Source organism: Ensifer sp. LC163 (assembly GCF_001695855.1).
Taxonomy (GTDB): domain Bacteria; phylum Pseudomonadota; class Alphaproteobacteria; order Rhizobiales; family Rhizobiaceae; genus Ensifer.
Genome location: NZ_MBSS01000012.1, coordinates 699,180 through 723,829 on the forward strand (window position 1 = coordinate 699,180; position 24,650 = coordinate 723,829).

The following is a 24,650-nucleotide window of genomic DNA, read 5'->3' on the forward strand; positions in this document are numbered from 1 at the left end:
GAAATCAGTCGTGACGGATCCCCTTGTAGAAGAGGCTCGCACGGTTTCGCGACGCACGCGTCAGATAGCTGGCGGGATTGTCGAAGAAGGGCGAGGTGATTGCCTCGCGGACATCTTCGCGCCGTAGCCCCATATCGAGGAGATGCCGGTCGTCCAGCTCATTCAGACGCGCGATTTCGCGTCGGTTTCTAAACAGGCGCCATGCGGCCGTCATCACGCCGACAACGCCAGCGGCGCGGGAGGCATAGGCCTGCTTTCCTGCAACGAGGTCGAGATCGAGGACGTGGTCGGTCGTGCGCATGACGGTACTCCTTTTTTCAGGCACGAAGAGACCCATCCCCTGCGCGAGGTCATACGCAGGGGCGGGCCAGGGACGTTGGGATTCGCCGGCAACGCTGCCGGCCGGGGGTCAATGAAATTTGCCCCCGATAGATCGCAAATCCTTATTGATCAGTCCAACGAATGTTTTTAATGATATTCATCAAACAATCTTATGGATGTATCACGGCCATGTCCGCACCGCTTGATATCGATCAGCTGCAAACCTTTGTCGCGATCGCCGACACGGGCAGCTTCACCAAGGCCGCCGACCGGGTTTTCAAGACGCAGTCGGCCGTATCCATGCAGATGCGGCGCCTGGAAGAGCGTATCGGCAAGCCGTTGTTCATGAAGGATGGCCGCGGCAACCGCCTGACCGTCGAGGGCGACCGGCTGCTCAATTTTGCCCGCCGGATGATCCGTCTCAACAACGAGGCGATGGCCTCCTTCGACGACAATCGGCTGGAAGGCACGCTGCGCATCGGTACGCCCGACGACTACGCCGATCGCTACATGCCGGAAATCATCGTGCGGTTTGCGAAGACCCATCCGAACGTCGAACTCTACATCATCTGCGAACCTTCGGTGGATCTGGCGGAGAAGATGGCCAAGGGTGACCTCGACATCGCGCTCGTCACGCACAATCCGCGTGCCCGCGCCTCGGATGTGGTGCGCACCGAGCCGCTCTGTTGGGTAAGCTCGATCAACCATCCGCTGCCGGAAAACGCCCCGATCCCGCTTGCGGTCGGCCGACGCGATTGCCAGTGGCGGCAGGCGGCCTGTGCGGCGCTCGATGCCACCGGCAAGGAATACCAGATCCTGTTCACCAGCTGGTCCTCCACCGTGGTCGCCGCGGCCGTGCTTGCCGGCATGGCGGTTTCGGTCCTGCCGGAATCGGCACTGCGCCCAGGCATGAAGGTGCTGACACTGGCCGACGGCTTCCCCGCGCTTGCTCCCGTGCAGATCGGCATCATGAAGCGCCCGGGGCTGTCGCCGTCTTTGTCGAACGCGATTACCAACCACATCACGGCCTGTCTGGACAACATCACCCCGATCACCGTCAACGACGACATCGATGGCGATATCAAGGGCTTCCCGCGCTATCCGCGCCTGCGGCAAAGCCACATGCTTCCGGGCTGGTAAACACCGTCACATATACAACAAGGCCGCGCATCCAACCGGACGCGCGGCGAAGCAATCCGCGCCCGCATGACATGGAGGCGCTTGCCGGGGCGATCACCGGCTGCGCCCGGGCGATATGCGGGACCGCCGACGCCGCCTGATACGGCTCCGGTCAGGCGAGCTTGGCCTTCAGAAACTCCACGGTGCGGCTCCAGGCGAGGTCGGCTGCGGCCTTGTCGTAACGGGCGGCCGACGTATCGTTGTTGAAGGCGTGGTTGACGCCGTCATAAACATAGATCGTCGCGTCCTTGCCATTGTCCGTGAGCGCCTTGCGATAGGCTTCGATGCCCGCATTGATGCGTTCGTCGCGGCCGGCATAGTGCAGCAAGAGCGCCGCCTTGATCTTCGGCACGTCCTCGGCCTTGGCCTGCGCGCCATAATAGGCAACCCCCGCCTTGAGATCCGGTGAATTGACCGCAAGCCGGTTGACCAGCCCACCACCCCAGCAGAAGCCGATGGCGCCGACCTTGCCTGTCGACTGCGCATGCTGCTCGAGAAATGCGACGGTTGCCACAGCGTCCGCATTGGTTTCGCCGGCATCGAGCGCGCCGATCATCTCGCGCGCCTTGTCCTCGTCCGCAGGCGTGCCGCCCGATGGCGACAGGAAATCCGGTGCGAGCGCGATGAAACCCTCGAGTGCCATGCGACGTGCAACGTCGCGAATATGCGGATTGAGCCCGCGGTTCTCGTGGATGACGATGACGGCCGGCAGCTTTCCGGTCATCTCTGCCGGGCGGACCAGATAGCCCTTCATGTCACCATCGGCGCCGGGATAGGAGATGTCCTCGCCGACGATGCGATTGTCGGTGTCGGCGATCATTTCGGCCTTGGCGCTGCTGGCGGCAAGCAAGGGGGCAATGGTTGCGGCGGCGGCGGCCGAGCCGGCAAGGGTCGTCAGCGTTTCCATGAAACGGCGGCGATCGAGGCTCAAATGAGTGTACTCGTCGTAAGCGTCGATCATTGCCTGCGTGATGACAGGTTTGTTCACGGCGACCTCCTTCGGCTTCCTCTCTGCGGGCAGCAGACGGGCACCGCCCGCGACAGAATAGGTCAGCGGGCGGTGTCCGACATACAAACTTGCGTTACCGCGCGTGCGCGGCGAAGGGCACGCTTCGCGGCAGTCGATCAGCCGTTGAGATCAAGCACGATGCGACCATCGATCTTGCCCTCTTCCATGCGCTCAAAGATGGCGTTGATGTTCTCGATCTTGTCCCAGGTGAAGTGCGAGGCAACCTTGCCCTCGCCGGCAAACTCCAGCGACTCCTCGAGATCCTGCCGGGTCCCGACGATCGAGCCGCGGATGGTGATGCGCTTCAGGACCGTATCGAAGATCGGCACGCACATCTGTCCCGGCGGCAGGCCGACCAGCGCCATCGTTCCCTTGGAACGCAGCATGTTGAAGGCCTGTTCCATCGCCTTGGGTGCTACGGCCGTCACCAGAGCGCCATGCACACCGCCGGTCGCCTTCTGCACCTGCTCGACTGCATCCTTGTCGCGCGCATCGACGACGAGGTCGGCGCCAAGTTTTCTGGCCAGCGCCAGTTTGTCGGGGAAGATATCGACCGCGGCGACATGCATGCCCATGGCCTTGGCATACTGCACCGCCATATGGCCGAGACCACCGATACCGGAGATCAGCGCCCACTCGCCGGGGCGGACTTCCGTTTCCTTGAGACCCTTGTAGACCGTGACACCGGCGCAAAGGATGGGCGCTGCGGGGCCGAACTCAAGCTTATCCGGCAGGCGGCCGACGTAATCCGGATCGGCGAGGCCGTACTCTGCGAACGTGCCGTTGACGGAGTAGCCGGTGTTCTGCTGGCTGCCGCAGAGCGTTTCCCAACCGGTCCGGCACGGCGTGCAACCGCCGCAGGCCGTGTGCAGCCACGGCACGCCGACGCGGTCGCCCTCCTTCAGCCGTTTGACGCCGGAGCCGAGCTCGGCGACATAACCAACGCCCTCGTGGCCCGGGATGAACGGCGGGTTGGGCTTTACCGGCCAGTCGCCGTTCACCGCGTGCAGATCGGTGTGGCAGACGCCGGTGGCTTGAAACTTGATCAGCACCTGGCCGGGGCCGGGCTCCGGTATCGGCATTTCCTCGATCACGAGCGGCTTGCGAAATTCGCGCACCACGGCGGCTTTCATCGTTGCGGTCATATCGATCTCCGATGCTGTCTGTTCAACGTCGGCGCAAAGGCCTATCGCCGGGCGCAAGACGCCAGCGACAAGGCTACGCTAACAACAGCCAGACTATCCGCAAAGTAGTATCGGGCAATTGATACGCATCAAAGCGCGAAGTTCATCGTCGAAAGTGTCGCAGATTTGCGCCAGTCGTGTCGAGGCGACACGAGGCCTACAGCGACCTTTGAATTGCCGCATGTTTTGTCCTGTGATCGGCTGCGATTTAAGGAAACATGCAGTCGTCAGCTCATCGCCATCCAGACGGAGAGCCAGATCCACATCCCACCGAGCGTCGCCCCACCTACCATGAACAGCGGGCGGCGGTAGCGGATGCGGTTGCTGGTGACATGGACGAAGGCATGCAGGTAGCGGGAGGCGACGAACAGCCAGGCGAGCGCCAGCGAGACGATGTTATCCGCCTCGGTGATATAGAGAAGCACGCAGCAGACGTGGAAGAGCACCGGCAGTTCGAACTGGTTGGCGATGCTGTTGCGAACGACCAGGCTTTCGCCGGGTTCATCCCGGTTCTCGCGAAACTGCGAGGCCTGCACCTTGCCGACGCGCACCAGGCCGACGCGGCGGATCGAAAGCAGGACGTAGAGAGCAAAAACGAGCAGCACATGCGCCACCATCGGCCAGAAGATCTCGAAGCCCGTCATCGCTCTTACTCCACTCAACATCACATTGGAAAATCGGGGGCACCGGACGGCGCCCCCGACAAGAGACTTAGTGCGAGCCCGGATAGTTCGGGCTTTCGCGGGTGATGGTGACATCATGCGCATGGCTTTCGCGAAGGCCGGCGCCGGAGATGCGCACGAAGGTCGCGCGCTCCTGATAGTCCTTGATCGTCGCGCCGCCGACATAGCCCATCGACGCCTTGAGGCCGCCGGCGAGCTGATGCAGGACGCCGGAGACGGGACCCTTGTAAGGCACCTGGCCTTCGATACCTTCCGGAACGAGCTTCAGCGTGTCGCGGACTTCGGCCTGGAAGTAACGGTCGGCCGAGCCGCGCGCCATGGCGCCGACGGAACCCATGCCGCGATAGGCCTTGAACGAGCGGCCCTGGTAGAGGAACACTTCGCCCGGGCTTTCGTCGGTACCGGCAAGCAGCGAACCGACCATGACGGCGGAAGCGCCGGCGGCGATCGCCTTGGCAAGGTCGCCGGAGAACTTGATGCCGCCGTCGGCAATCACCGGGATGCCCGACGCCTGAGCAGCTTCGACAGCGGCCATGATCGCGGCCAGCTGCGGAACGCCGACGCCGGCGACGATGCGCGTCGTGCAGATCGAGCCTGGGCCGATGCCGACCTTGACCGCATCGGCGCCGGCGTCGATCAACGCCCTGGTGCCGTCGGCCGTGGCGACGTTGCCGGCCATGATGCGGACCGAGTTCGACAGTGTCTTGACGCGGGTGACCGCGTCCAGAACGCGCTGCGAATGGCCGTGCGCGGTATCGACGACGATGAGGTCGACGCCGGCGTCGATCAGCCGTTCGGCGCGCTCGAAGCCGTCATCGCCAACGGAGATCGCAGCAGCGGCGCGAAGCCGGCCCTGCGCATCCTTGGAAGCGTTGGGGTTGAGCTGCGACTTCTCGATGTCCTTGACGGTGATCAGGCCGACGCAACGGCCGTCGCCGTCGACGACCAACAGCTTTTCGATGCGGTGCATGTGCAGCAGGCGCTTGGCTTCCTGCTGGTCGACGCTTTCCTTGACCGTGATGAGGTTTTCACGCGTCATCAGCTCGTAGATCTTCTGGTTCGGATCCGAGGCGAAGCGCACGTCGCGGTTCGTCAGGATACCAACGAGACGGCCCTGCTTCTGGCCGCCACTGCCGCCGTTTTCGACAACCGGAATGCCCGAGATGCCGTGGATCTTCATGAGGCCGAGGGCGTCCGCCAGCGTGGCGTCGGGGCCGATGGTCACCGGGTTGACCACCATGCCGCTTTCGAACTTCTTGACCTGACGGACCTCTTCGGCCTGCTCGACCGGCGTCAGGTTGCGGTGGATGACGCCGATGCCGCCGGCCTGCGCCATGGCGATCGCCAGGCGTCCTTCGGTCACGGTATCCATGGCCGAGGAAAGGATCGGGAGGTTGAGGTCGATATCCTGCGCGATGCGGGTCGAGATGTTCGTCTGTCCCGGCATGACTTCGGAATGCCCGGGCTGGAGCAGAACGTCGTCGAAGGTCAGAGCCTCCAGACCGGTTGCCGTTTCGATGATACGCGCCATGGCCAATTCCCTTCAATAAACGAAAATCCCCGGGAAACGGGCTGCGATTTGCCCACCGGGTGACTTCAAAGCTTGTCTTGGAAGTTGGCGAGGGCTCGTAACACGGATATGTCAGGATGAAAATAGCAAAGCCCGGGAAATGTCCCGGGCCCGGCCAATTGTTGTTGCAGAGCAACATTTTCCCTGCCGCAAAGCTCAGATATCGAGCTGATAGCTTGCCGGAACGAAGCGATAGCCCTGGTCCTGTGCTTCAACGAAACCGACGGCCGGGAACGGCATGTGATAACCGATGAAAGGCAACCTTTCGCTCGCAATCATGTCGAAAACCTTGCGGCGCGACGCGGCGGCGGCAGCCTTGTCCATATCGAAACGAACCTCCCAGTCCGGCCGCTGCAGCGACAGGACATAGTGATTGGCAGTGTCGGCCGTCAGCATCATCGCCTTGCCGTCCGATTCGAGACGGAACACCATGTGGCCGGGGGAGTGGCCGAAGGCGGCCATTGCCGAAATCCCTGGTGCTACGTCGGCGCCGTCACCGATGAACGTGGCTTTCTCGGCAAGCGGCACCACCTTTTCCAGCACTCCCTTGTGGCCACCTTCCGCCGGCGTGCCGACCCGGGACGGATCCTTCCAGAAGGCATATTCGGTCTCGCCAATGACGTAGCGGGCATTGGCAAAGGCCGGCTTGCCGCCTTCCATCAGCCCGCCGATATGGTCACCGTGCATATGGGTCAGCACCACCACGGAGACGTCATCCGGGGCGTAGCCGGCGGCGCGAAGACCGTCGGCGAGACGGCCAGAACCCGCTCCGCGTCCGGCCTCGCCCAAGCCGGTGTCGAACAGGATCACCTCGGCGCCGGTATCGACAAGGACCGGCGAATAGTTGTTGACCAGCGCGTCCGTCGGAAGAAAATTCTGGACCAGCAGATCGGACACGGCCTGTTCCGACTGGTTCGTACCGTAGGTCTCGTGCGGCTTTGCCATGACGCGCGTGCCGTCGCTGATCACCACGACCTTGAACGCGCCGAGTTTGAGAGCCCGGATGGGCGGCTGTGCTGATTGCATGTCCTGACTGTCCGTCTTTTCCTGCGCTGCGGCAAACCCGGTCATGATTGAGGGCGCCGCCAATACACCAATTGTCCCCGCCGTCATCAAGGTGCGGCGCTTCATCGATATCTCGCTCGTCATCATTTTCTCCCGAAATCACTGCCTCTTGTTATCGCTGGGCCAGAACTAGCGTCTTGACAGCAATGGACAGGCGGGATCACAGGCTTTTGACCCACAATCGTCGGCTTGGTCCCGACAAAGCCATCGGAGGCGCTAGCTTGGAACCAGGCTGACGCCGACCGCGCCCAAGGCAAATTCGCATGAACCGTATCGTCCCGATGATCCTTGCCGTCGCGCTCTTCATGGAGCAGATGGATTCAACCGTCATTTCCACATCGCTGCCAGCCATCGCCCGCGACATCGGCGTCGGGCCGATCACGCTCAAGCTGGCGCTCACCTCCTACATGGTGGCGCTGGCGATCTTCATTCCCCTGAGCGGCTGGATGGCCGATCGTTTCGGCGCCAAGAAGATTTTCCGCGCGGCGATCCTCGTCTTCATCGCCGGCTCGATCCTCTGCGCCATCTCCAACAGCCTCGTCGCCTTCGTGCTGTCGCGGTTCCTGCAGGGCATGGGCGGCGCGATGATGACACCTGTCGCCCGCCTCGTGCTGGTGCGCAGCGCGCCGCGCAGCGAGCTCGTCTCAGCCATGGCGCTCCTAACGATCCCGGCACTGGTCGGGCCGCTCGCCGGGCCGCCGCTCGGCGGCTTCATCACCACCTATTTCTCCTGGCACTGGATCTTCCTGATCAACGTGCCCGTCGGCATCGCCGGCCATATCCTGTCCGGCATCTACCTGCCGGAAATGGAACGGCGCAATCCGCCACCGCTCGACATTCTCGGCTTCCTGCTCGGCGGCATTGCTGCATCCGGCGTCGTCTTCGGCCTGTCGGTCATCAGCCTGCCGGCGCTGCCGCCGATCGTCGGCATCGGTTCGGTCATAACGGGTTTGATCGCCGCCCTGCTCTATATCGTCCATGCACGGCGCCATCCCCACCCGGTGCTCGATCTCAAACTGTTTCAGGACAGCGCGTTTCGCGCCGCCTCGATCGGCGGCACGGTTTTCCGCATTTCGGTCGGTGCCGTGCCCTTCCTGATGCCGCTGATGCTGCAGGTCGGCTTCGGCCTCAACCCGTTTCAGTCCGGCATGATCACCTTCATCGGCGCGGTCGGCGCGATCACCACGAAGTTTTATGCGCGCCGCGTGCTCGCCTTTGCCGGCTTCCGCACGACACTGATCATCGCCGCCATCATTGCTGCGGTCACCACCTTCGCCAACGGCTTCTTCACGCCGGCAACGCCCTATCTCGTCATGATCACTGTTCTGCTGATCGCCGGTTTCGCCCGCTCGTTCTTCTTCACCAGCGTCAATGCACTGTCCTTCGCCGATATCGACGATGCCGATGCCAGCAAGGCGACGTCGATGAGCGCGGTTCTGCAGCAGATCAGCCTGGCGCTCGGCGTTGCCGTCGCCGGTGCGATCCTCGAAATCGAGACGTCGCTCAGCGGCGGACCGCTGCAGCTCGACAACTTCCACACCGCATTCATGATCATCGCGATCGCCAATCTGCTGGCGGCAATCCCGTTCCTGACGATGGCGAAGAATGCCGGCGCCTCGGTCTCCGGGCACAGGCTGCCCGTGCGCGAGATCGAAACGACGGCAGGAAAGTAATACCAACCTGTGCTGAGCGTGGGATCGTCTGCGGGCATCCGGCGAGGACTGTGACGCTGCCGGTAGCCGACAGACGGCCCACCTAAGAGGTCAGTATCAGCGCAGGTGGGTATAGGCGCTATTCCGGCCGCTCGCAGACCGCCGACAGCTTGTTGCCATCCCGGTCACGCACGAAGGCCGCGTAGAAATGTGCATGAAATGGACGTAGGCCCGGCGCGCCCTCGTCGGTGCCGCCATTGGCAAGCGCCGCCGTGTGGAAGGCATCGACCGCCGCGCGCGTCTCGGCTTCAAGCGCTATGGTCACACCATTGCCAAACGTTGCAGCCTTCTGGTTGAACGGCGTCACCACCCAGAACCGGCACCGCACGTCGCCATCGGCGCTGTAGCCGATTTCGGTATTGTCCTGCCGCTGACGGCGATATCCCAGAGTGGCCAGAACCGGGTCGTAGAATGCACCCGCGCCGTCGAGATCGTTGGTGCCGACCGTCACATAGAGCAGCATGGTTTAATCCGCCGCCTCGTCTTCTGCCGGTTCGTCCGTGTCGGCGACACGGCGTCCCTTGAAGCCTTTTGCGAGCAGGAACATTTCCACCGATTCGGCGCGCGAGGAGGCCGGCTTGATGTGAATGACCTGGCGGAAATTCTGCTTGAGCATGTTGAGCAGATCGCGCTCGGTGCCGCCCTGGAAGGTTTTTGCCAGGAAATGCCCACCCTCGGCGAGAACGTCGACGGCGAAATGCGCTGCAACTTCGCAAAGGTGCATGGTGCGGAAATGGTCCGTCTGGCGGTGGCCCGTCGTCGGCGCCGCCATGTCGGAGATGACCAGATCCGGCGTGCCGCCGATCGCCTCCATCAGCTTTTCGGGTGCCTGCGGATCGAGGAAATCCATCTGCAGAATGCGCACGCCGGGCAGCGGATCCATTTCCAGGAAGTCGATCGCCGCAACACGCGGATCGGTATCGGTCGAATTGGTCACCTTGGCGGCGATCTGCGACCAGCTGCCGGGGGCGGCACCCAGGTCGATGATGCGACGGGCGCCGTTGAGAATTTTGTGTTTCTCGTCGATCTCCAGCAGCTTGAAGGCGGCGCGCGCCCGATAACCCTCGAGCTGCGCTCGCTGGACATAGGGGTCGTTGATATGGCGCTCGATCCAGCGGCGGGAGGAAGCCTTGAGCTTGCCCTTCTTGACCTTCTGGCCGAGCTTTCGGCCGCTGCGGTTGCCGCCAACAGGAGGTTTCGTCATGCCTTGTTTCCTTCGTGGCTGCTACTGCAGCACATCCCTTCGGACGTACCAGAGCCATCGTACCTGCAGATGTTTATCGCACAATTGCCTAAATCGTCTTCCGATTGAAGGAATTATGTGGTCGGGCCGCCATTACAGCGCCGCGCGTCGAATAGGACGCGCGGCGCTGTAATGCGTTAAACTTGCTGCATAATTTTATCCCTAGATCGAATCCGATTTAAGGATTTATGCAGTGGAGCTGCGCTGATGCCGGCGCGGCCGTGAGCGCCGCCAAGCGCCGTCGTCCGCCATCATGTCGGTCAGCAGGCCTTCACGCAGCCCGCGATCGGCAACACGCATGCGCGTCGAGGGCCAGCGGCGGCGGATCGCTTCGAGGATCGCGCAGCCGGCAAGCACCAGATCGGCACGATCGGGGCCGATGCAGGGGTTTGCCGCCCGCGCATCAAAGTCCCACGAAAGAAGCCGCGCCTGCATGGCGGAAACCTCGTCATCGGAGAGCCAGAGCCCGTCGACGCGACGGCGGTCGTAGCGCGGCAGATCCAGGTGGACGCCGGCAAGCGTGGTCACCGTGCCAGAGGTGCCGATCAGGTGAAAGCCGCTGCCGGCAATGCCGGTTGCCAGCGCTTCGACGGGTGGGCTGTCGAAACGCGCCAGCATGCCCTCGACCTCCTGAACCATGGCCTCGAAGCTTGCCGGGGTGACATGCTGGCCGCCGTGGCGTTCGGAAAGGGTCACGACGCCGACCGGCAGCGAAGTCCAGTGGGTGATGTGGTTGGCGAGGCGGTTGGACCTGTTGTCGCCGATGCGGATGACGGCGATCTCCGAGGATCCCCCGCCGATATCGAACAGCACGACCGACCTCGTCTCGCGATCGACCAGCGACGAGCAGCCCGACACGGCCAGCCGCGCCTCGGTCTCGCGGTTGATGATCTCAAGCTCAAGCCCGGTTTCCTTGGCCACGCGCTCGAGGAAGCTCTCGCCGTTCTCCGCCGCACGGGCGGCTTCCGTGGCGATCAGCCGGCTGCGGCGAATCATACGCGCACCCAGCTTGGTGGCGCAGACCTTCAGCGCCTCGACGGCACGGTCCATCGCATCGTCGGACAAGCGGCCGCTGGCACCTAGCCCCTCGCCAAGCCTGACGATGCGCGAAAAGGCGTCTACCACCCGGAACTGGCCGGGGCGGGTCGGCTGCGCGATCAGGAGACGGCAATTGTTGGTGCCGAGATCCAGGGCCGCATAAAGCGGTGCCGGCGGCTCGCTGGCGGCAACGAAGGGCGCACGAGGCTGGTCAGCACGCGGGGCAGACGGCCCACCGGACTGAGGCGCTCCGGGCCGGAACGCGGTTGCGCCGTCGTTCGGGCGCGATTGGGTCTGCTGCCGCTCGCCCGAGGTGAGTGGCCGTCCCTGAATGCCACGGCGATGCCGCGCCTTCCTGTTGCGCTTGTGCCCCTTTCTGTCGCCCATTGCCGGGTCGACAAGCTGCACGTCGCGACCACCCGCGGATGCGGGTGCGGCCTGAGGCTGCTGTTTTGCGGATTTCGAACGACGACGCCGTTTGCGCTTGCGCGCCGGTTCCGCATCGTCTGGTCCTGCGGGACGCCCTGCCGTGCCGGCACCGCCGGGTTGGCTGGCAATTGCAGACGACAAAGCAGACGACTTGCGCCGTTTCCGCTTGCCCTTGCCGTTGCGCGGACCCATCTTGTGTCCATCACTACGGCCTGCTGCCGACGCCCCGGATTCGGACGGCTTTTCGCCGTGATCGGGGTCTTTCACTTGTCTCAACCATCGCGCCGCGCAAAGCCTTTCGGCCGCTCAAGGCGCTTTCTCGATTTTTCGTTGAGGCGACTGTACCAGCGCAGCCCCTATTCGCCAAACTTTTTTTGAGAACCGGATTGTGCACAGCAAAGTGGCAAGGCGACTTCCCCCTGCCCGGCGCCCGCAGACAGAACGGGTTTCGAGTTCCCCGGCCTGTTCACATCGCCGCCGAGAACACTACCGTCACCGCATGTGCGATTTTTTTTGCAAAAGGTATTTGCATCGGCCGTCGTTTTGTTTATAAGCCCGCCAACCAACCCGACGGGCTTCGCCCCGACGGCGGCTTTGGGGAATAGGTTAACGGTAGACCCACGGACTCTGACTCCGTTAGTCCTGGTTCGAATCCAGGTTCCCCAGCCAATTCTCGCTAAATCCCCTTAGTTCCTTGATTTTCCAGTCGTGCCGGATATCGTTTTGGCATCATTGGCGACCTGATGCCCAGAACTGTAGCCCACAGGTGATGCCCACGCCGATCGAGCGTGACGGACAAGCCTCGGGGGTAGACAGGGCACTGATCATGGCCGTCCGCCACGAAGTCGAGAATCTGATCCGGCGCGGAAACATCTTCTATTGGCGAGCGCGCATCCCGGCCGTCTTCGTCCATTGCCGCCCAGGCAGCCGCCTTTCACTCAGCCTTCATTGTTCCGATCATAGAAAGGCTCAGATCATCGGCCGGAAGCTGAATACCCGGCTGGCCGAACTGAAGATGAATTCGAAGGAAGTGATGACCACCAAACAGCAGCTCCAGGTCCTGTTCGAGCACGTGCGGGATAGTGAACTCGAGAGGCTCGACGACATCAGCACGATGGCCAAGCGCAATGGGCGCGGCGGCGACGTCGTTGAGATGGAGCTCGATCTTGAGGCTGGCTGGGCCTGTCAACTCCTGGCGAAGTTCGGGACCCGCTCGGAGCTCAGTCTGGAGGGTGGATGCGCTGGTCTCACCTACCTCTTGAAGAACGGCGTCCCTGCCTCGCATGTCGACGTGATCCGGGCAAACTATCTCGCCGAGCTCACGATTGCACGCAGCGTCGGCTTCGAGGATGGAATCAGACGGCTGATCTACCACTTCGAAATTGAAGACACGGCGCCCAATCGCGAGAGGGCGGTATCGAAAATGTTCGAGGGTCGCGCCGCGGCCCTTCTGAATATCGACGAACGCCACGACCTCGTCGACCGGAGCGAGAGCGAGTTTACGGGTCGGGGCAGGACAACCCCGCCCGTTGTCGACGTGAAGCCAACCGAAGTCGCGCCTTCTGCCCTTCCCTCATCGCTGCAGGCCGAAGAGAGCCGGCCGGCCATGGCGACGGCCGTCGCCCAGGGAGAAGCTGAGATCATCTCTCTGGACCTTTCGCCACGCGTGGCGCCGAGGGCCAAAACGGCAACGCCTGAAGCTCGAGGCGCCAATCAGAGAGTCGTTGCCGTCGCAGATTTCGAGCAAGCATGCGAGAAGCTCATCGCAAACATGGGCGATGAATGGGAGCCGGCAACGGCGCGAGACGCAATGGCGCTGGTGCGGATCTTCAAGTCGGTGCTCATGGAACACGGTGTGGAGCATTCCGGACAGATCGAGCAGTATCACATCGGCCTGCTGCGACAGCACTTCAACGACATTCCGACCGACTGGGGCAGAAGCAGCCGGATGAGAATCATGTCGGCGCCGGAACTTCGCGCGGAGGGTGACAAGCTGCGCAGGGCGGCGGAGGTTTCGGGAACCAAGCCGAAGGTTGGCCTGGCTGCCGGGACTATCCGCAAGCACTTCGGAAACCTGCAACATTTCCTGAAGCATCTGAAGGGCCACGGGTTCGAAATCGAGGATTGGACATTCGAAGGTCTGCGTCCGAGAAAGCCCAAAGCCGGCGAGGTCCGCCGCCAGCAATATAAGCCAACACCGGAGGATATCGCCCCGATTTTCTCAAGTCCCGTCTATGTAGGCTCGCACGGTCATCTGCGGGGGAAAAGACGCCAACCGGGCAAGCATGTCTTTCACGATTCGCTCTACTATCTGCCCATCCTGTTCACTTACCTTGGGGCCAGACGCCAAGAGTTTGCAGGGCTGACGGTCGACGACATTGCAAAGGACGCTGAAGGTCACGTTATCATCCTTCGCACGAACAGCATTCGACGGTTGAAGAACGTGCAGTCACAGCGACTGCTACCCATGCCCGAAGAAATGGTTCGGTTGGGCTTCATCGACTATTATCACGCGATCAAGAAGCTGGGATACGTGGCTCTTTTCCCGGATCTGTTCTCGGACAAGACAGACAACGATCCGGGAGATCGTTTCTACGACGCCTTCAAGCCGGTCATGCGCGGCGCGCTCGGTGAAAAAATGTGGGATCGAGCACTTCATGCGCTTCGGCATGGCATGGCGGACACGTTGAAGCAGGCCGGCGTTCCGACTGAAGTCATCGACGACATCTCGGGACGGCTGAGCGAAGGCAGCGAAACCAACACGCGATACACCAATCCGGCCGGTCTTCCCCTGATGCGGAGCGCCTTGCAGCACTACCCCATCATTACTTCGATCGTCGAACGGAAGCCGTTGCAACTCCTCCCATGGATCGAAAACAAGCAACCGCCGCCATGGGCACGTGAAGGCAAGAAGTGAGCAAGCCGGGGCGGAAATGATTTCCGCCCCGGCTTGCCGCAAAACTAGGCGGCTTCCCAAACCTGATTGAGAATGCGTGCGGCCAACGCCGCCTTGTCCTGTGGAAGGAAGCGGCCGTAGTGCTTGGCGACCATGTCCGCGGTATCCTGGATGGCGTAGCTCGCCTGTTCGTATGAGCCGGTCTGCTTCAGGATATGGGTCGCCAGAACATCCCGGACGTTATGCGGGCCATGGGGCAGCAGGCCTTTGATCGCTCCTCGCCCGGTGTATGGATTGTAGATTCCATAGCGTTGGATGGTGAGCCGCCATGCCTCATAGAAGCTCGTGACGTCGTATGCTGCATCGGTGCTTGTCGTCTTGACGGTCTTCACAAAGAATGTTCCAGGATCGGCAACTCCCTTGAGAAGAGTGGAGCGATGGCGATCGACGTAGTCATCGATGTAACGGTAGAGGTCGAGCAGGTCCGGCAGAAGCAGCCGAAACGGCTTGTCTCCGAAAAACGACGAGTGGGCATTTTTGAAAGCCACTGCTGGAATCAAAACCTCCCAGCCACCTTCACGATCACTCCAACGGAGCTCACCACGCTTGAGTTTTTCGAGCACGCGTTCCGGGCGCGGCATCTGTCCGCGTGGGCATAGCATCAATTGCCGAAGGTTTTTCTGGCGAAGTCCGAGATGCAGTCCCAGGCGGAGCATCAGGAATGAACGAACTGCTTCCGCGGCCGGACGCGGATAGCGTTCCTCATCAGGCATCAGCCTGATGATCTCCTCGGTGATCTTCCGATATTCGCCGACCGGACTGTCAGCTTCGAGCACCGGCATGATCGGCTCGAAGGGATCGCGATGGACACGGGCGATACGCTGGATCTCTTTGACCCGGTGGGCTGCGTGTTTGTGGAAATCCTCGCAGGCTCCGTGCCAGTCCTCACGAGCGTAGTCGATCTCGTTTTGTGAAACGAGACCGGGAATGGAATGAACGCGAGCGAGAAGTTCAGGATGCTGTCGAAGCCATCCGGTGCCTTCCTTCGTGATCGCTAAGGCGATCCGGAGCATGTCGACTTCCCAAGCCGTATAGAAGCCCCGCCGGCTTTCACGCCATTGGAGATACCAATCCCAGACGCCCGGGAAAATGAGCAATGCAAAGGTCAGATAACGAACAGGGACGCCGTATCCTCTGATCTCACCCGCCTTGGCCGCAGCAAGCGCCCCGAACATCAAGCCGAGGTGCTCGATTTTCTGGGAAGCCGTTTCCTCGCCCCAGACACCGTTGCGCTGAAAGCCGATCGATGTCAGTGCCGATGTTTTGAAGCGGACGAGGTCGGCCATTTCCATGGCAAGCGCTGGTGGCGCATCGATGACGCCGGACAGCAGATCGGGATCCTCGATCCAGGTTTCCTCGTAGTTCGCCGGTACAGTGATCTTTCCGTCGCGCGGCGCACGTCCGCCATATGATACGCCCGGGAAGCGGATGGCGTAGCGCTGCTTCGCTGCTGCTGCCTGGAATTTGCGGTAATCCGTGGAACCGCTGATGATGACGCGACGGACCCAATCCAGAATCTCCTCGCGCTTGGCGAACGGAAGCGAATTGAAGTCATCGGGTAGATGCCACGCGATCCTCCGTCGCTCCGCAGGCTCGATACCCGAGAGATTGAATCCGGACGCCGATCGCGACTGATGCGGGAGCTTTCCTTTGAAGTATCCCTCCGGAAGCCGATAGCGGCGCTCGATACGACCAAGCACATCGAAGCTGTCTGTGCTTCGCGGCACGCGCCGGCCTTCGATCCAACTCAACAGCGTATTCTTGTCCATGGGCTCGTCAGCCCGCACGACCGATCGATAGAGAACCCAGTAGGTCTCACCGTGGCGACGCATGTGGAGCTGGAGTGCTTCGGCGAAATCCGCGGGGTCATCCCACTCGCGAAACAGAGGTTCCGGAAACTCGACCTTCACGCCAGACTTATGCACCACGGGGGCAGCCTGGGAACGCGCAGTTTTCGGGGGCGCCGACTTGATTGTCGGTTTCGTTTTCTCGGTGCTGGCCTTTTTTGCTCTCGTTGCGCCTCCAGGCTTCCGGGAGCCCTCCTCCGCGTCTCCGGCTGTTTTCCCGTCGTCCCTGTTCCAACGAACGATGGCATCAAACCCGGGGTCGATCAAACGGTGATGCGATGCAAGCGATCGAGCATCGATCCCGGTCATGCGGGCAATGACATCCCATTCGGTGCGGCCTGCCGTTCGCGGTGGCGCACAACGTCTTTCGATGAGCCGCCGCATATAGGCTTTGAGGGCTTCGGCCTCTTCGCCGGAGAAGGCGGTCGAGAGACGCAGTTCGCAATAGGCGTCGATCTTACGTTGGAAGGCTTTGATTACAGTTAGCTTGGTCATTTCACTTCATCATGTTCGTTACTCGGACCCTCTATGCGAGGGGCCGGCCGAGCTAAGCGAAGCGGATTAACGAAGGATTGGAGCCGTCTGCTTCTCCAGAAATCCGATTCAGAATCAAACGGCGTTTTCGGGAGTAATGGGGGGAGAAGTCGTAAAGGAAGCAAACGCCGTTGGGCGTTGATCGGCCTCGTCGAGCAAGCAGATCCGGTAACAACAGACCAAATGGACACGGACGCGCTCAGACCTCCTGGTCGGGGCCGTCGGGATAGATCAGGTGAATTTTCCTGCGAAACGGCGAACCTCCCGTTCGGTACTTGTCGACCAGATCGTCGAACACTGCGTCGGATTCGCGCTCATCGAAACCCTGATCGGTCAGCATCGTGACGATCTTGTTCTGGAACTTCTCAAGCTCCATCTGCTGACCCTTGTCGATCGCCCGCCGGATCAGCCAGAACAGCGCCACTCGGGCCACGTCATCCCTATCAGGCCGCTTCGCCCTTCTGTTGGCGTCGCGAAGCGCCTTCTGTCGCTGCCTTGCTACCTTCCGGTTCATGCTGCTCCTCCAGATCCTCTGCCTCTTCAAATGGTCAGAGGACCGGCCCACCGGCGCAAGCCTTCTTCGGCAGAATCGGAATTTTCGACTTTTGAATCGGCGGCTCAGAACAATGAATCAAATGACCGCAATTTGTTTCGAGTTGCGGGCACGCTATCTCAACTCGAAACAACGTAATCGGCCGCAAACGGCGTTGATGAATCATCGTATTCGAGTTCCGAATCAAAAATCCGGAATTCGGAATCAAATGAGCGCAATTTGTTTCAGGTTGCCGGAGACTTGATGTGAGTTGACGCCAACGTGCCACAACCTCATTTCAAGTCACGCCACATCATCACGATGATGTCCGAGTATCCAGCCTTCCCATTTTCGAACGGCATCGACTGCCGGAATGCCTTCACCCCGCCGGCCGTCGACGACATCGAGCATGCCCAGCAGTCCAACTGCGGCATCGAAACGATCCTCGCCTGCCTTGTCCGAGCCGAAACCATTGTCGATGATCGGCTGAAGCAGCCCGGCACCGAGGTTCGGCCGCGCTTCAAGCCATGGCAATATATTCTGTCCCATCCGTATCCGGTCAGCCTGGCGACGCTTGCTCCAGCCACCTCTGGGCATACCGATCTGAGGATACACGTCGCCAGGATAGGTTTCGGCAACGATGACTGACTTGCTGCGGGCGAGATCAGCCAGGCTTCCATCGAACGGCCACAGTCCAATCTCGTCCAGTCTCGGCACGATGATTTCCCGCCATCCCGAGATCGCGCCTTTGCCAACCTGATTGCCGCCAAGCGTCCAGAACAACATGCAGGCGGCCTGCCGATCGGCGGTTGCCCGTTCGCAGACACGCAGGAGCGACGACGCGTCAGAAATCCCAAGGGCATCGAAGAGATGGGCACGCGCCGTACCACCAGGGCGGACGGGATAGAACGGGCGCTGCAGCGAGATATTGTCGCGGTGATCAGCGACATTATACCAATCCGACCAGACCCCGAAGCCGAATGATGTCAGTGCCTCCCGGAAAGATCCGAGGCCGGCTGCTCGCGCATAGACCTCGGGTAAACCGATCGGGAAGTCGAAGCCGATGAGAAGCGCGCCAGGATCGACGGCGCGATGCTGCAGCCGGTCGAACAAGCTCGAAGTGTCACCGACGAGCTCCGGAGGTTGAACATGCCATTGTCCGCCGCGTTTGATCGCCACTGCCATCCAGCGCTTTTTCTGCTCCATGCTCCAATCGCAATGGGCGACGACCGCGACACTCATCCTGCACTCCGGTTCTCCTCATCGCCCGCATGACTATCAGCTTTAAAGCGTCGGATCACCGTCCGTCAGGATTTGCAGCACTGCCGCTTCATCCATCGCCTGCGCATTGAACAGCGCCTTTGCCAGGGCATGGAAGGTCGGCCGTCGCCTTCTGAGGATTGCCGCCGCCCGGTCGAGTGCCGCTTCCAGCCTGCCATGAACGCGAGCCGCCAGCTCGGGTTCGCGACCGAACACTTCGTCCGGATCGCGATGCGGACGATAGAGCAGCGGATGCTCAGCCCCGAACCCAAGGGTACGTTCCATGTCGAAGGCCATCCGTGTGGCGCGCGCTAGGTCGCTGTCGTCGGCGCCCCCGGAGCCAGCCGATACGCGCTTGAGCATCAGTTGCTCGGCAGCCCGCCCGGCCATGAGCATGGTCAGCATGTTTTCATACCAATCCCGGGTGTCGGTTGCCCAGATATGGAACCCCACAAGATTGTAACCACCCTGCCCGGTATCGATATTGAGTCCTCGGACGGGACCGAGATCGAGGGCATGATGAACGACCGCATGCCCTGCTTCGTGGAACGCGAAGCGCCAGCGCAGATTATAGGGTACCGGCGGGCGATCGCCGCGGATGCCGTCTTCGATATCCTCATACTGGATCGCCCGCTTGCCGCGACGCGCCTTCAACCGCGCTTCCCGGACGATGCGTTCGATATCCGCGCCCGTCAGTCCCATCGCCCGCGTTGCCAGACGCCGCAGGATCGCGTCGACAGGATTGCTCTGCTGCGTGGCGGCCGGCGTTTCCGTCGTGTTGCTGTTCTGCGTCGCGGTCATCGGCCTGCTCCTTTCCGTTCACTCTCTGCTTCTTCCTTCAGATGATCGGCGACGATCTTCCTCAGCGAGAATCCGTCATCGACTTCCGACCGGGCATCTGGCACCGGTTCCCGGATCAGTGACGTCACATCGTCACCGAGATGATGGGCAAGAATTTCCGCGAGGGTGGGCACGTCGGGCTTGGGGATTTCGATATGCGTCTCCAGTCGCCCGGATCGTTTGATCGCCTCGTCGATATCGCCTAGGCGGTTGGTGGCGCCGACGATGATCAGCCCTTCGCTCTTCACGGCGCCGTCGAGCAGTTCCAGCGCCTTGTTGACGACAGCATTCCAATAGTCCGAGTACTCCCGCTCCGCCGGCTGCCGTTTGCCGATGCCGTCGATCTCGTCGATGAACAGGATAGACGGCGCCATGGCCCGCGCCTCGATGAAGGTCTTCGCCATCTTGTCGATCACGTCGTTCAGATGTCCGCCCTGCAGCCAGGTGGAAACGGACGTGACGACCAGCGGGATCTGCAAACTGTTGCACAGTGCCCGGGCAAAGGTCGTCTTGCCGGTTCCGGGCGGACCCGACAGCAGCAGCTTGGTGCTCATCTCCGACCAGGCAAGGACGCTCGCCCGGTAATCGTCGAGGTCCGCCTTCAGATCGAGCGCCCAGTCCTTCGCCCTGCCGTATCCGGATAGTGTTTCGACGGTCACCGGTGACCTGCTGCTGAGTTCGCCGGGTGTCGGCAGAGGTTCCGGCTGGATGACTTCTGCTCCGGACGGCTTGTCCTTCTTCCAGCGGCCGTTGCCTTCATTCTCGGACGTCTTCGGCTTCTCGTCCGATCCTGATGCCTTCTCCGTGGATGTGGTGGAAGGCTTCGATCCGGATCCGTTTGCTCCGGAGCCCGATGCCTTGTCGCCACCCCCGCCGCCCTCGCCATCGCCGTCCTCTCCCTCGAAGTCGCCGCGATTGCGTTCGACAAGCGTGGCAACGACAGTCAGCACGTCTCGAACATGCCGTCCCGGACGGAAGGCAAGAACGAGATCCTCGAGCGACAGCCAGCGCGCATCGGAATCCGACGGCAGGCCCAGCGTCTCGATTGCCGTGTCCGGATAAAGCGCCTCGACCAGATCAGCGACGAACCTCCGATCGAGCTTTCCCGTCTCCAGCGACAGGTCGGCGGAGATGCGCAGCAGGGAGGGAATGTCCGATCGCTTTTCCACAATGGCAAGGATCGGAAAGTCACGAGACAGCGCGCTGATCATCCGCCGGCGCAGGGCGTTGCCCGTGACACGATGCACGCCGGCGCCCGAGAACGTCATAACACGCTTGCGTGCCTCTCCTTCCACGACGTCGAAATGATCGTCGTTGAACATGAGGTCCGACTCGACGATCGCGAACGGGCCGCCGGGCACGAGTCGGGATTTTTCCAGGAGCCGCAGAACCTCCCGCTCGAAGCCTGCAAGTGGCGCATGGAGGGTGACGACCGGCGTCACACCGGTCAGCGCATAAACAATCTCCCGAAGGGATCGCCTTCCACTCTCGGCCGCGCGTGCCAGTGCCAGGGCGGACACAACATGACTGACCAGCGGCGCGGCGGCTGCCCGATCCACAAGGCCGACGGCGTAGGTACGCCGATCGACTCCGTTGCCCAGCACTGCGTCTTGCGCGATGGCGCCACCCCGCTTCCCGGCAAAGGCAGGCAGTGGCGAGGCCAGCGGCGCGTCGATGGTCTCCATCGTCACGGCACCGTCGCCGCCAATGCCGGTGCCTGGCTTGCCCGTCTCCTTCGGTGCGACAAGCCAGGCACCAAAATTCCGCCGGAACCAGGCACCGTCACGGATCGGATCGCCGCTCAGCCTTGAGGTGTCGAAGGCCGGTGTGTAGCGGCAGAGCAGATGGCCATCGATATCGACGATCCTGGCCTCAAGCAGACCGTTGCGCAGCGCGATCCGGCGCGCCTCGCGACGGGCAAGATGCTGGAGCCGGTGAACGAACAGTCGGGCGAGTTTATCCATCGATCCGACCTCCGGTGTCCGCGGCAATAATTGCCGTCCTGGCGTTCTGCACCGGATCGCGCGGCCGCATTCGGCCACGCCGCCGCCCGTCAATGGCACCGGGCCTCGGGATCATCGCCAACACACGCTCGCGCGGCGAACGACGCGGCGGATGCGCGTCAGCCGACGAACCAGTCGAGGCAAACAGACTCAGATGCTCGTTCCGGGACCGACCGAGATCCCGGTTGCGGTTCCTCAGCCAGTCGAGCAGCAGGCGACATGCGGCGTTGCCGCCGTCGGCACCTGTACGCAACCGAAGCATCAGAGACTCTGGCACAAGGCCATCCAGCAGAGGACCTTGCCGGACGAAGGCGAGCGCCAGACCGATCAGAACGGCGGGATCGTCAGCAGAACTCGGATTCTGATGGACTCCAGAGAATACGAGGCAAGGCATATTGGCCAGCCTACTTTGGACGCAGGGCGACGCGGTGATCTCGGTCGTGATCGCTTCGCAATGGAAGCCGGCCACAGACGGGCTGCGGGTATCGATGGACATGACTGTCTCCTCGCCAGAGCGCATCGCATCCGGCGTTCGTGGAATGGATAGGACTGGGGAAAGCCGGCCACGCACTCGGCGCGGCCGCGATCAGTGCCGTTAAGGCTCGTCAGTGCCGGCGCGCACGACGGGCGAAGCCAACCCGGATACGGACCGGTTCCGGCTCGTCGTCCTGATCCTCATCGAAGCAGCCGAGATCGTAGTGACCATCGACCTCGTCCTGCGCGACCATCGCCTGCTCTTCCTCGTAGCTGCGCGCCGGACCGTTCAAGGCGATCAGCGGCTTTCCGGTCCCGGTCGAGGGGCACATCGCATCCGACGCGACCACCGCCATGACACCAAGGGCCTTGCGGGCTTCCGCCTCAAGGAGCTGCTGCACGCGGCGGCCGAAGCGGAGGCGCAGTTCGGCCATGCAGGCCGCAACTCCATCGATCTCCAGCAGATCGTCGATCTCGGACAAAGCCCAAATGCCGGTGGCATGATCGCTCGGGCGGCTGGCGCCATCGACGATGGCAACCTCGACCGTGTCGACCATCAGGCGCTTATGATGCTTGTAGAGCCAGTCCGGCAGCACCATCGCCGACGCCATCATCTTCAGCTTCAACTCCTCGAGACGGCTGGTGTCGCCATAGGAGGCGAGCGAACGCTTGAGGTCGAGGATGTAGGCTGTATGTCGGGCGCGGTTCACAAGGATGAGGTCGGGCGTATAACTGCCCTTGGCCGGCGCCTCGCAGTCGAGCTTCACACCATCGAGGTTCGACCAGTCGTTACCGGACACGGCATCGAGCGCGGCCCTGACCAGCGGCAGCTTCAGCGACTGCGTCAAGACGGTGATATTGGGATTAGCCTTCGCCAGACGCTCGACCGCCTGCTCCAGCAGCTTGCCTTCGCGGAACGAGACGGCGCGAACGAGCGAGGCGATGTGAACGTAATGCCCGAGGATCTCGTCCTCGATCGGTTCACCGTCGGCGATGGCCGCGATGGCGCGATCGATCAGCAGATCGAGATCGGCCTCGACTTCGGCGAAGCGAACGATATACGGATGGCGGCGCAGCGCGGGCGGTTCGCCGATGCCGATCCGAGCGCCGGGGCCGAACGAACGCTGGGAGAACATGGATGCCGCTGCTGCGGTCGAACGGAGAACTTCCCCGGCGGGGACAGAGAGAGTATGCGTGGTCATAGCCCGATTCCTTTTACGCGAAGGCTGAGGGTCAGGCCCTTGTCGATGTTGGTAGCATCGGCTTGGGCCGTTTTGTGTCCGGTCTTCCGAACAGCCACAACCTGACAGGACCGGCGGCTGGGCTCAAGGACCCGGAACGGAAAAAAGGAACAAAGCCGGTACAAGGTTAACAGTGGGCTCACGAGCGTTAGGCCCGGCGAACGCGTCAGTCGATCGGCATTGCCCGTAAGCGCGTCGCCGCTCGCGATCGCTTGCAAAAAGAAAAGGGCCGACGTGCGGCCCCTTCGAGTTTGGAGGGAAGGCCGGGATTCCGGCCGCCCAGTCTTGGGCCAACGCATCAAACGGCGGCGTTCGGTGGCGTTGCGGATTTCGCAACGATGCCCAACTCGGACTTGATCCGGCCGACGATCTCCGCGCGCGTCGGGCGCTTTTCAGGCTTGGCAAGTGCTTCAGCGACGGAAGGGACGTCAACGTCCGATGTGCGCTTGGAATTGGGCGCCTCGATCGTGGCAGTGGCTCCAAAAGCCGCAGCGATAGACTCCATCCTTTTTTCCACCGAGGGGATGCCGGTGACTACCGAATCAGGGCTGCCGCTGACATCCGCAGAAATCGGTCCGTCCGCGCCAACCTCGGCGGCAACGTTCGCGCTCGGCGCCTCACTGGTTTCCACGCCTGGCCAGGCTGAGGCACTTGATTTAGAGGTGGCCCATTCCAGGATCGGCACGACTTCCGCTTCCAACCAGCTCCGAAGCTCGCCTTTGTCCGGCCATGTCGTTTCGCTGCCCATCTTATAGAGCAGCGCGCTGACCGCGGCCCAGCCAGTCTTGCCCGGGAGGGCGGCAGTCGAGATCACGTACACCGCAGTCGGAAAGGGCCCTACAAACTGCGCCAGGCTTTCCAGTTCCCTATGAGCAAGGCGTGCCGTCAGATGTGTCTTTTCAGCGAGGGTCTTCTTGACGATGTTCTTCTTCGGCAACGCCTCACTGACGTGCGTGCGGATCTCCTCCAGGTGTCCGACGAAGGATTTGATGCCATCCCGGACCTTGATCGCAATGATCGCTTTGAGCCCGTCAAGGCCGCCGACATCGTACGGATCGATCTGCGGCCGTGCCTCTGCCTCGTTTTTCGAGCCGGCCACAATCACCGCAACATCCTGCACCCTGAGCTTACCGTTCTGGGCGGCGAAGCCAATAGCCTGCTCGATCTGCTCGGGCTCCGCAGCACTCAGCTTTCCAAGAACCGTCGGGCCGACGGCCAGTTCCACCAGGATGTCCTTGTAGCGAGCCAGGTTGCGAAACACCGCGCGCTGGGTCCGGACGTGGCGCGCGGTATAGCCGCAGCGCTCGACCGCCCACTTTTCCAAGGTTCCTTCCGGGAGCAGCTCCGCTGCGTGTTCAAGGTGCTCGCCGAGCTTGAAGGCCTCTTCAGTGGAACGACGCGAAACGTTGATCAAGAACATGGCCGTCTCTTCGAGCTGGCTCTTGATGTCTTCTGTGACAGCGTTGACTTCGTAGAACGTGTGGGCGGCGGATGGGAAGGCGAGTGCGTTGGCAGTCTTGGTCATGGGTA

Annotated in this window: 20 protein-coding genes and 1 tRNA gene; 4 read left to right on the plus strand and 17 right to left on the minus strand. The window is 62.0% G+C overall.

Translation table 11 applies throughout. The features are described 5' to 3' along the window. Nucleotides 1-4: 4 nt before the first annotated feature. On the minus strand, nt 5-301 hold the full coding sequence (locus BC360_RS13260; protein WP_065782880.1) for a DUF1127 domain-containing protein: 297 nt from the start codon (nt 299-301) through the stop codon (nt 5-7). A gap of 209 nt (nt 302-510) precedes the next feature. Here BC360_RS13260 and BC360_RS13265 point away from each other — a divergent pair, with 209 nt between their 5' ends. Next, complete coding sequence (locus BC360_RS13265; RefSeq protein ID WP_025426032.1) at nt 511-1,461, plus strand: LysR substrate-binding domain-containing protein; 951 nt, start codon at nt 511-513, stop codon at nt 1,459-1,461. A gap of 151 nt (nt 1,462-1,612) precedes the next feature. Here the strand turns inward: BC360_RS13265 and BC360_RS13270 are convergent, their stop codons facing one another. The 5 genes from BC360_RS13270 to BC360_RS13290 form a co-directional block, all read right to left on the minus strand. Further along, a complete protein-coding gene (locus tag BC360_RS13270) occupies nt 1,613-2,488 on the minus strand; it encodes a dienelactone hydrolase family protein (RefSeq protein WP_065795603.1) in 876 nt (291 codons plus the stop codon). A 137-nt stretch (nt 2,489-2,625) separates the two neighbouring features. Further along, on the minus strand, nt 2,626-3,654 hold the full coding sequence (gene adhP, locus BC360_RS13275) for an alcohol dehydrogenase AdhP (RefSeq protein WP_065795470.1): 1,029 nt from the start codon (nt 3,652-3,654) through the stop codon (nt 2,626-2,628). 266 nt (nt 3,655-3,920) lie between these two features. Continuing rightward, nucleotides 3,921-4,337 carry an MAPEG family protein gene (locus BC360_RS13280; RefSeq protein WP_065795471.1) on the minus strand — a complete coding sequence of 139 codons (417 nt, stop codon included), beginning with the start codon at nt 4,335-4,337 and terminating at the stop codon, nt 3,921-3,923. Between the two features lie 67 nt (nt 4,338-4,404). Further along, a complete protein-coding gene (gene guaB, locus BC360_RS13285; RefSeq protein WP_065795472.1) occupies nt 4,405-5,907 on the minus strand; it encodes an IMP dehydrogenase in 1,503 nt (500 codons plus the stop codon). Nucleotides 5,908-6,102: 195 nt separating this feature from the next. After that, nucleotides 6,103-7,095 (minus strand): MBL fold metallo-hydrolase, encoded by a 993-nt coding sequence (locus BC360_RS13290; protein ID WP_065795473.1) that lies wholly within the window; start codon nt 7,093-7,095, stop codon nt 6,103-6,105. Between the two features lie 179 nt (nt 7,096-7,274). Here BC360_RS13290 and BC360_RS13295 point away from each other — a divergent pair, with 179 nt between their 5' ends. Then, complete coding sequence (locus BC360_RS13295; protein ID WP_065782889.1) at nt 7,275-8,684, plus strand: DHA2 family efflux MFS transporter permease subunit; 1,410 nt, start codon at nt 7,275-7,277, stop codon at nt 8,682-8,684. Nucleotides 8,685-8,802: 118 nt separating this feature from the next. Here the strand turns inward: BC360_RS13295 and BC360_RS13300 are convergent, their stop codons facing one another. The 3 genes from BC360_RS13300 to BC360_RS13310 all read right to left on the minus strand — a co-directional run bounded on the left by BC360_RS13300 (nt 8,803) and on the right by BC360_RS13310 (nt 11,700). Next, nucleotides 8,803-9,186 carry a VOC family protein gene (locus tag BC360_RS13300; protein ID WP_065795474.1) on the minus strand — a complete coding sequence of 128 codons (384 nt, stop codon included), beginning with the start codon at nt 9,184-9,186 and terminating at the stop codon, nt 8,803-8,805. A 3-nt stretch (nt 9,187-9,189) separates the two neighbouring features. After that, complete coding sequence (locus tag BC360_RS13305) at nt 9,190-9,927, minus strand: RlmE family RNA methyltransferase (protein WP_065795475.1); 738 nt, start codon at nt 9,925-9,927, stop codon at nt 9,190-9,192. A 225-nt stretch (nt 9,928-10,152) separates the two neighbouring features. Then, nucleotides 10,153-11,700 carry a Ppx/GppA phosphatase family protein gene (locus BC360_RS13310; protein WP_065795476.1) on the minus strand — a complete coding sequence of 516 codons (1,548 nt, stop codon included), beginning with the start codon at nt 11,698-11,700 and terminating at the stop codon, nt 10,153-10,155. A gap of 328 nt (nt 11,701-12,028) precedes the next feature. On the opposite strand from BC360_RS13310, the gene BC360_RS13315 reads away from it, so the two are divergent. After that, nucleotides 12,029-12,102, plus strand: a tRNA-Gln gene (locus BC360_RS13315). Nucleotides 12,103-12,466: 364 nt separating this feature from the next. Then, nucleotides 12,467-14,350, plus strand: a complete 1,884-nt coding sequence (locus BC360_RS13320; RefSeq protein ID WP_244512721.1) for an integrase — start codon at nt 12,467-12,469, stop codon at nt 14,348-14,350. Between the two features lie 44 nt (nt 14,351-14,394). On the opposite strand, the gene BC360_RS13325 is transcribed toward BC360_RS13320, so the two are convergent. From BC360_RS13325 to BC360_RS13360, 8 genes are all read right to left on the minus strand, one after another. Beyond that, nucleotides 14,395-16,731 (minus strand): hypothetical protein, encoded by a 2,337-nt coding sequence (locus tag BC360_RS13325; RefSeq protein WP_065795478.1) that lies wholly within the window; start codon nt 16,729-16,731, stop codon nt 14,395-14,397. 238 nt (nt 16,732-16,969) lie between these two features. Further along, on the minus strand, nt 16,970-17,284 hold the full coding sequence (locus BC360_RS13330; RefSeq protein WP_065795479.1) for a hypothetical protein: 315 nt from the start codon (nt 17,282-17,284) through the stop codon (nt 16,970-16,972). 321 nt (nt 17,285-17,605) lie between these two features. Further along, the gene (locus BC360_RS13335; protein ID WP_065795480.1) at nt 17,606-18,544 is read right to left on the minus strand and encodes a DUF429 domain-containing protein; all 939 of its coding nucleotides are present in this window, start codon (nt 18,542-18,544) and stop codon (nt 17,606-17,608) included. A gap of 42 nt (nt 18,545-18,586) precedes the next feature. Continuing rightward, the gene (locus BC360_RS13340; protein WP_065795481.1) at nt 18,587-19,363 is read right to left on the minus strand and encodes an ATP-dependent Zn protease; all 777 of its coding nucleotides are present in this window, start codon (nt 19,361-19,363) and stop codon (nt 18,587-18,589) included. Further along, nucleotides 19,360-21,366: an ATP-binding protein gene (locus BC360_RS13345; RefSeq protein WP_065795482.1), complete on the minus strand. Its 2,007-nt coding sequence runs from the start codon at nt 21,364-21,366 to the stop codon at nt 19,360-19,362. Before BC360_RS13345 ends, BC360_RS13340 begins: the two co-directional genes overlap by 4 nt. Next, complete coding sequence (locus tag BC360_RS13350; protein ID WP_065795483.1) at nt 21,359-21,901, minus strand: hypothetical protein; 543 nt, start codon at nt 21,899-21,901, stop codon at nt 21,359-21,361. Before BC360_RS13350 ends, BC360_RS13345 begins: the two co-directional genes overlap by 8 nt. Nucleotides 21,902-22,010: 109 nt before the next feature. Further along, a complete protein-coding gene (locus BC360_RS13355) occupies nt 22,011-23,081 on the minus strand; it encodes a hypothetical protein (protein WP_065795484.1) in 1,071 nt (356 codons plus the stop codon). 337 nt (nt 23,082-23,418) lie between these two features. Further along, nucleotides 23,419-24,645, minus strand: coding sequence for a hypothetical protein (locus BC360_RS13360; protein ID WP_065795485.1), 1,227 nt, complete (start codon nt 24,643-24,645; stop codon nt 23,419-23,421). Between the last annotated feature and the right edge of the window lie 5 nt (nt 24,646-24,650).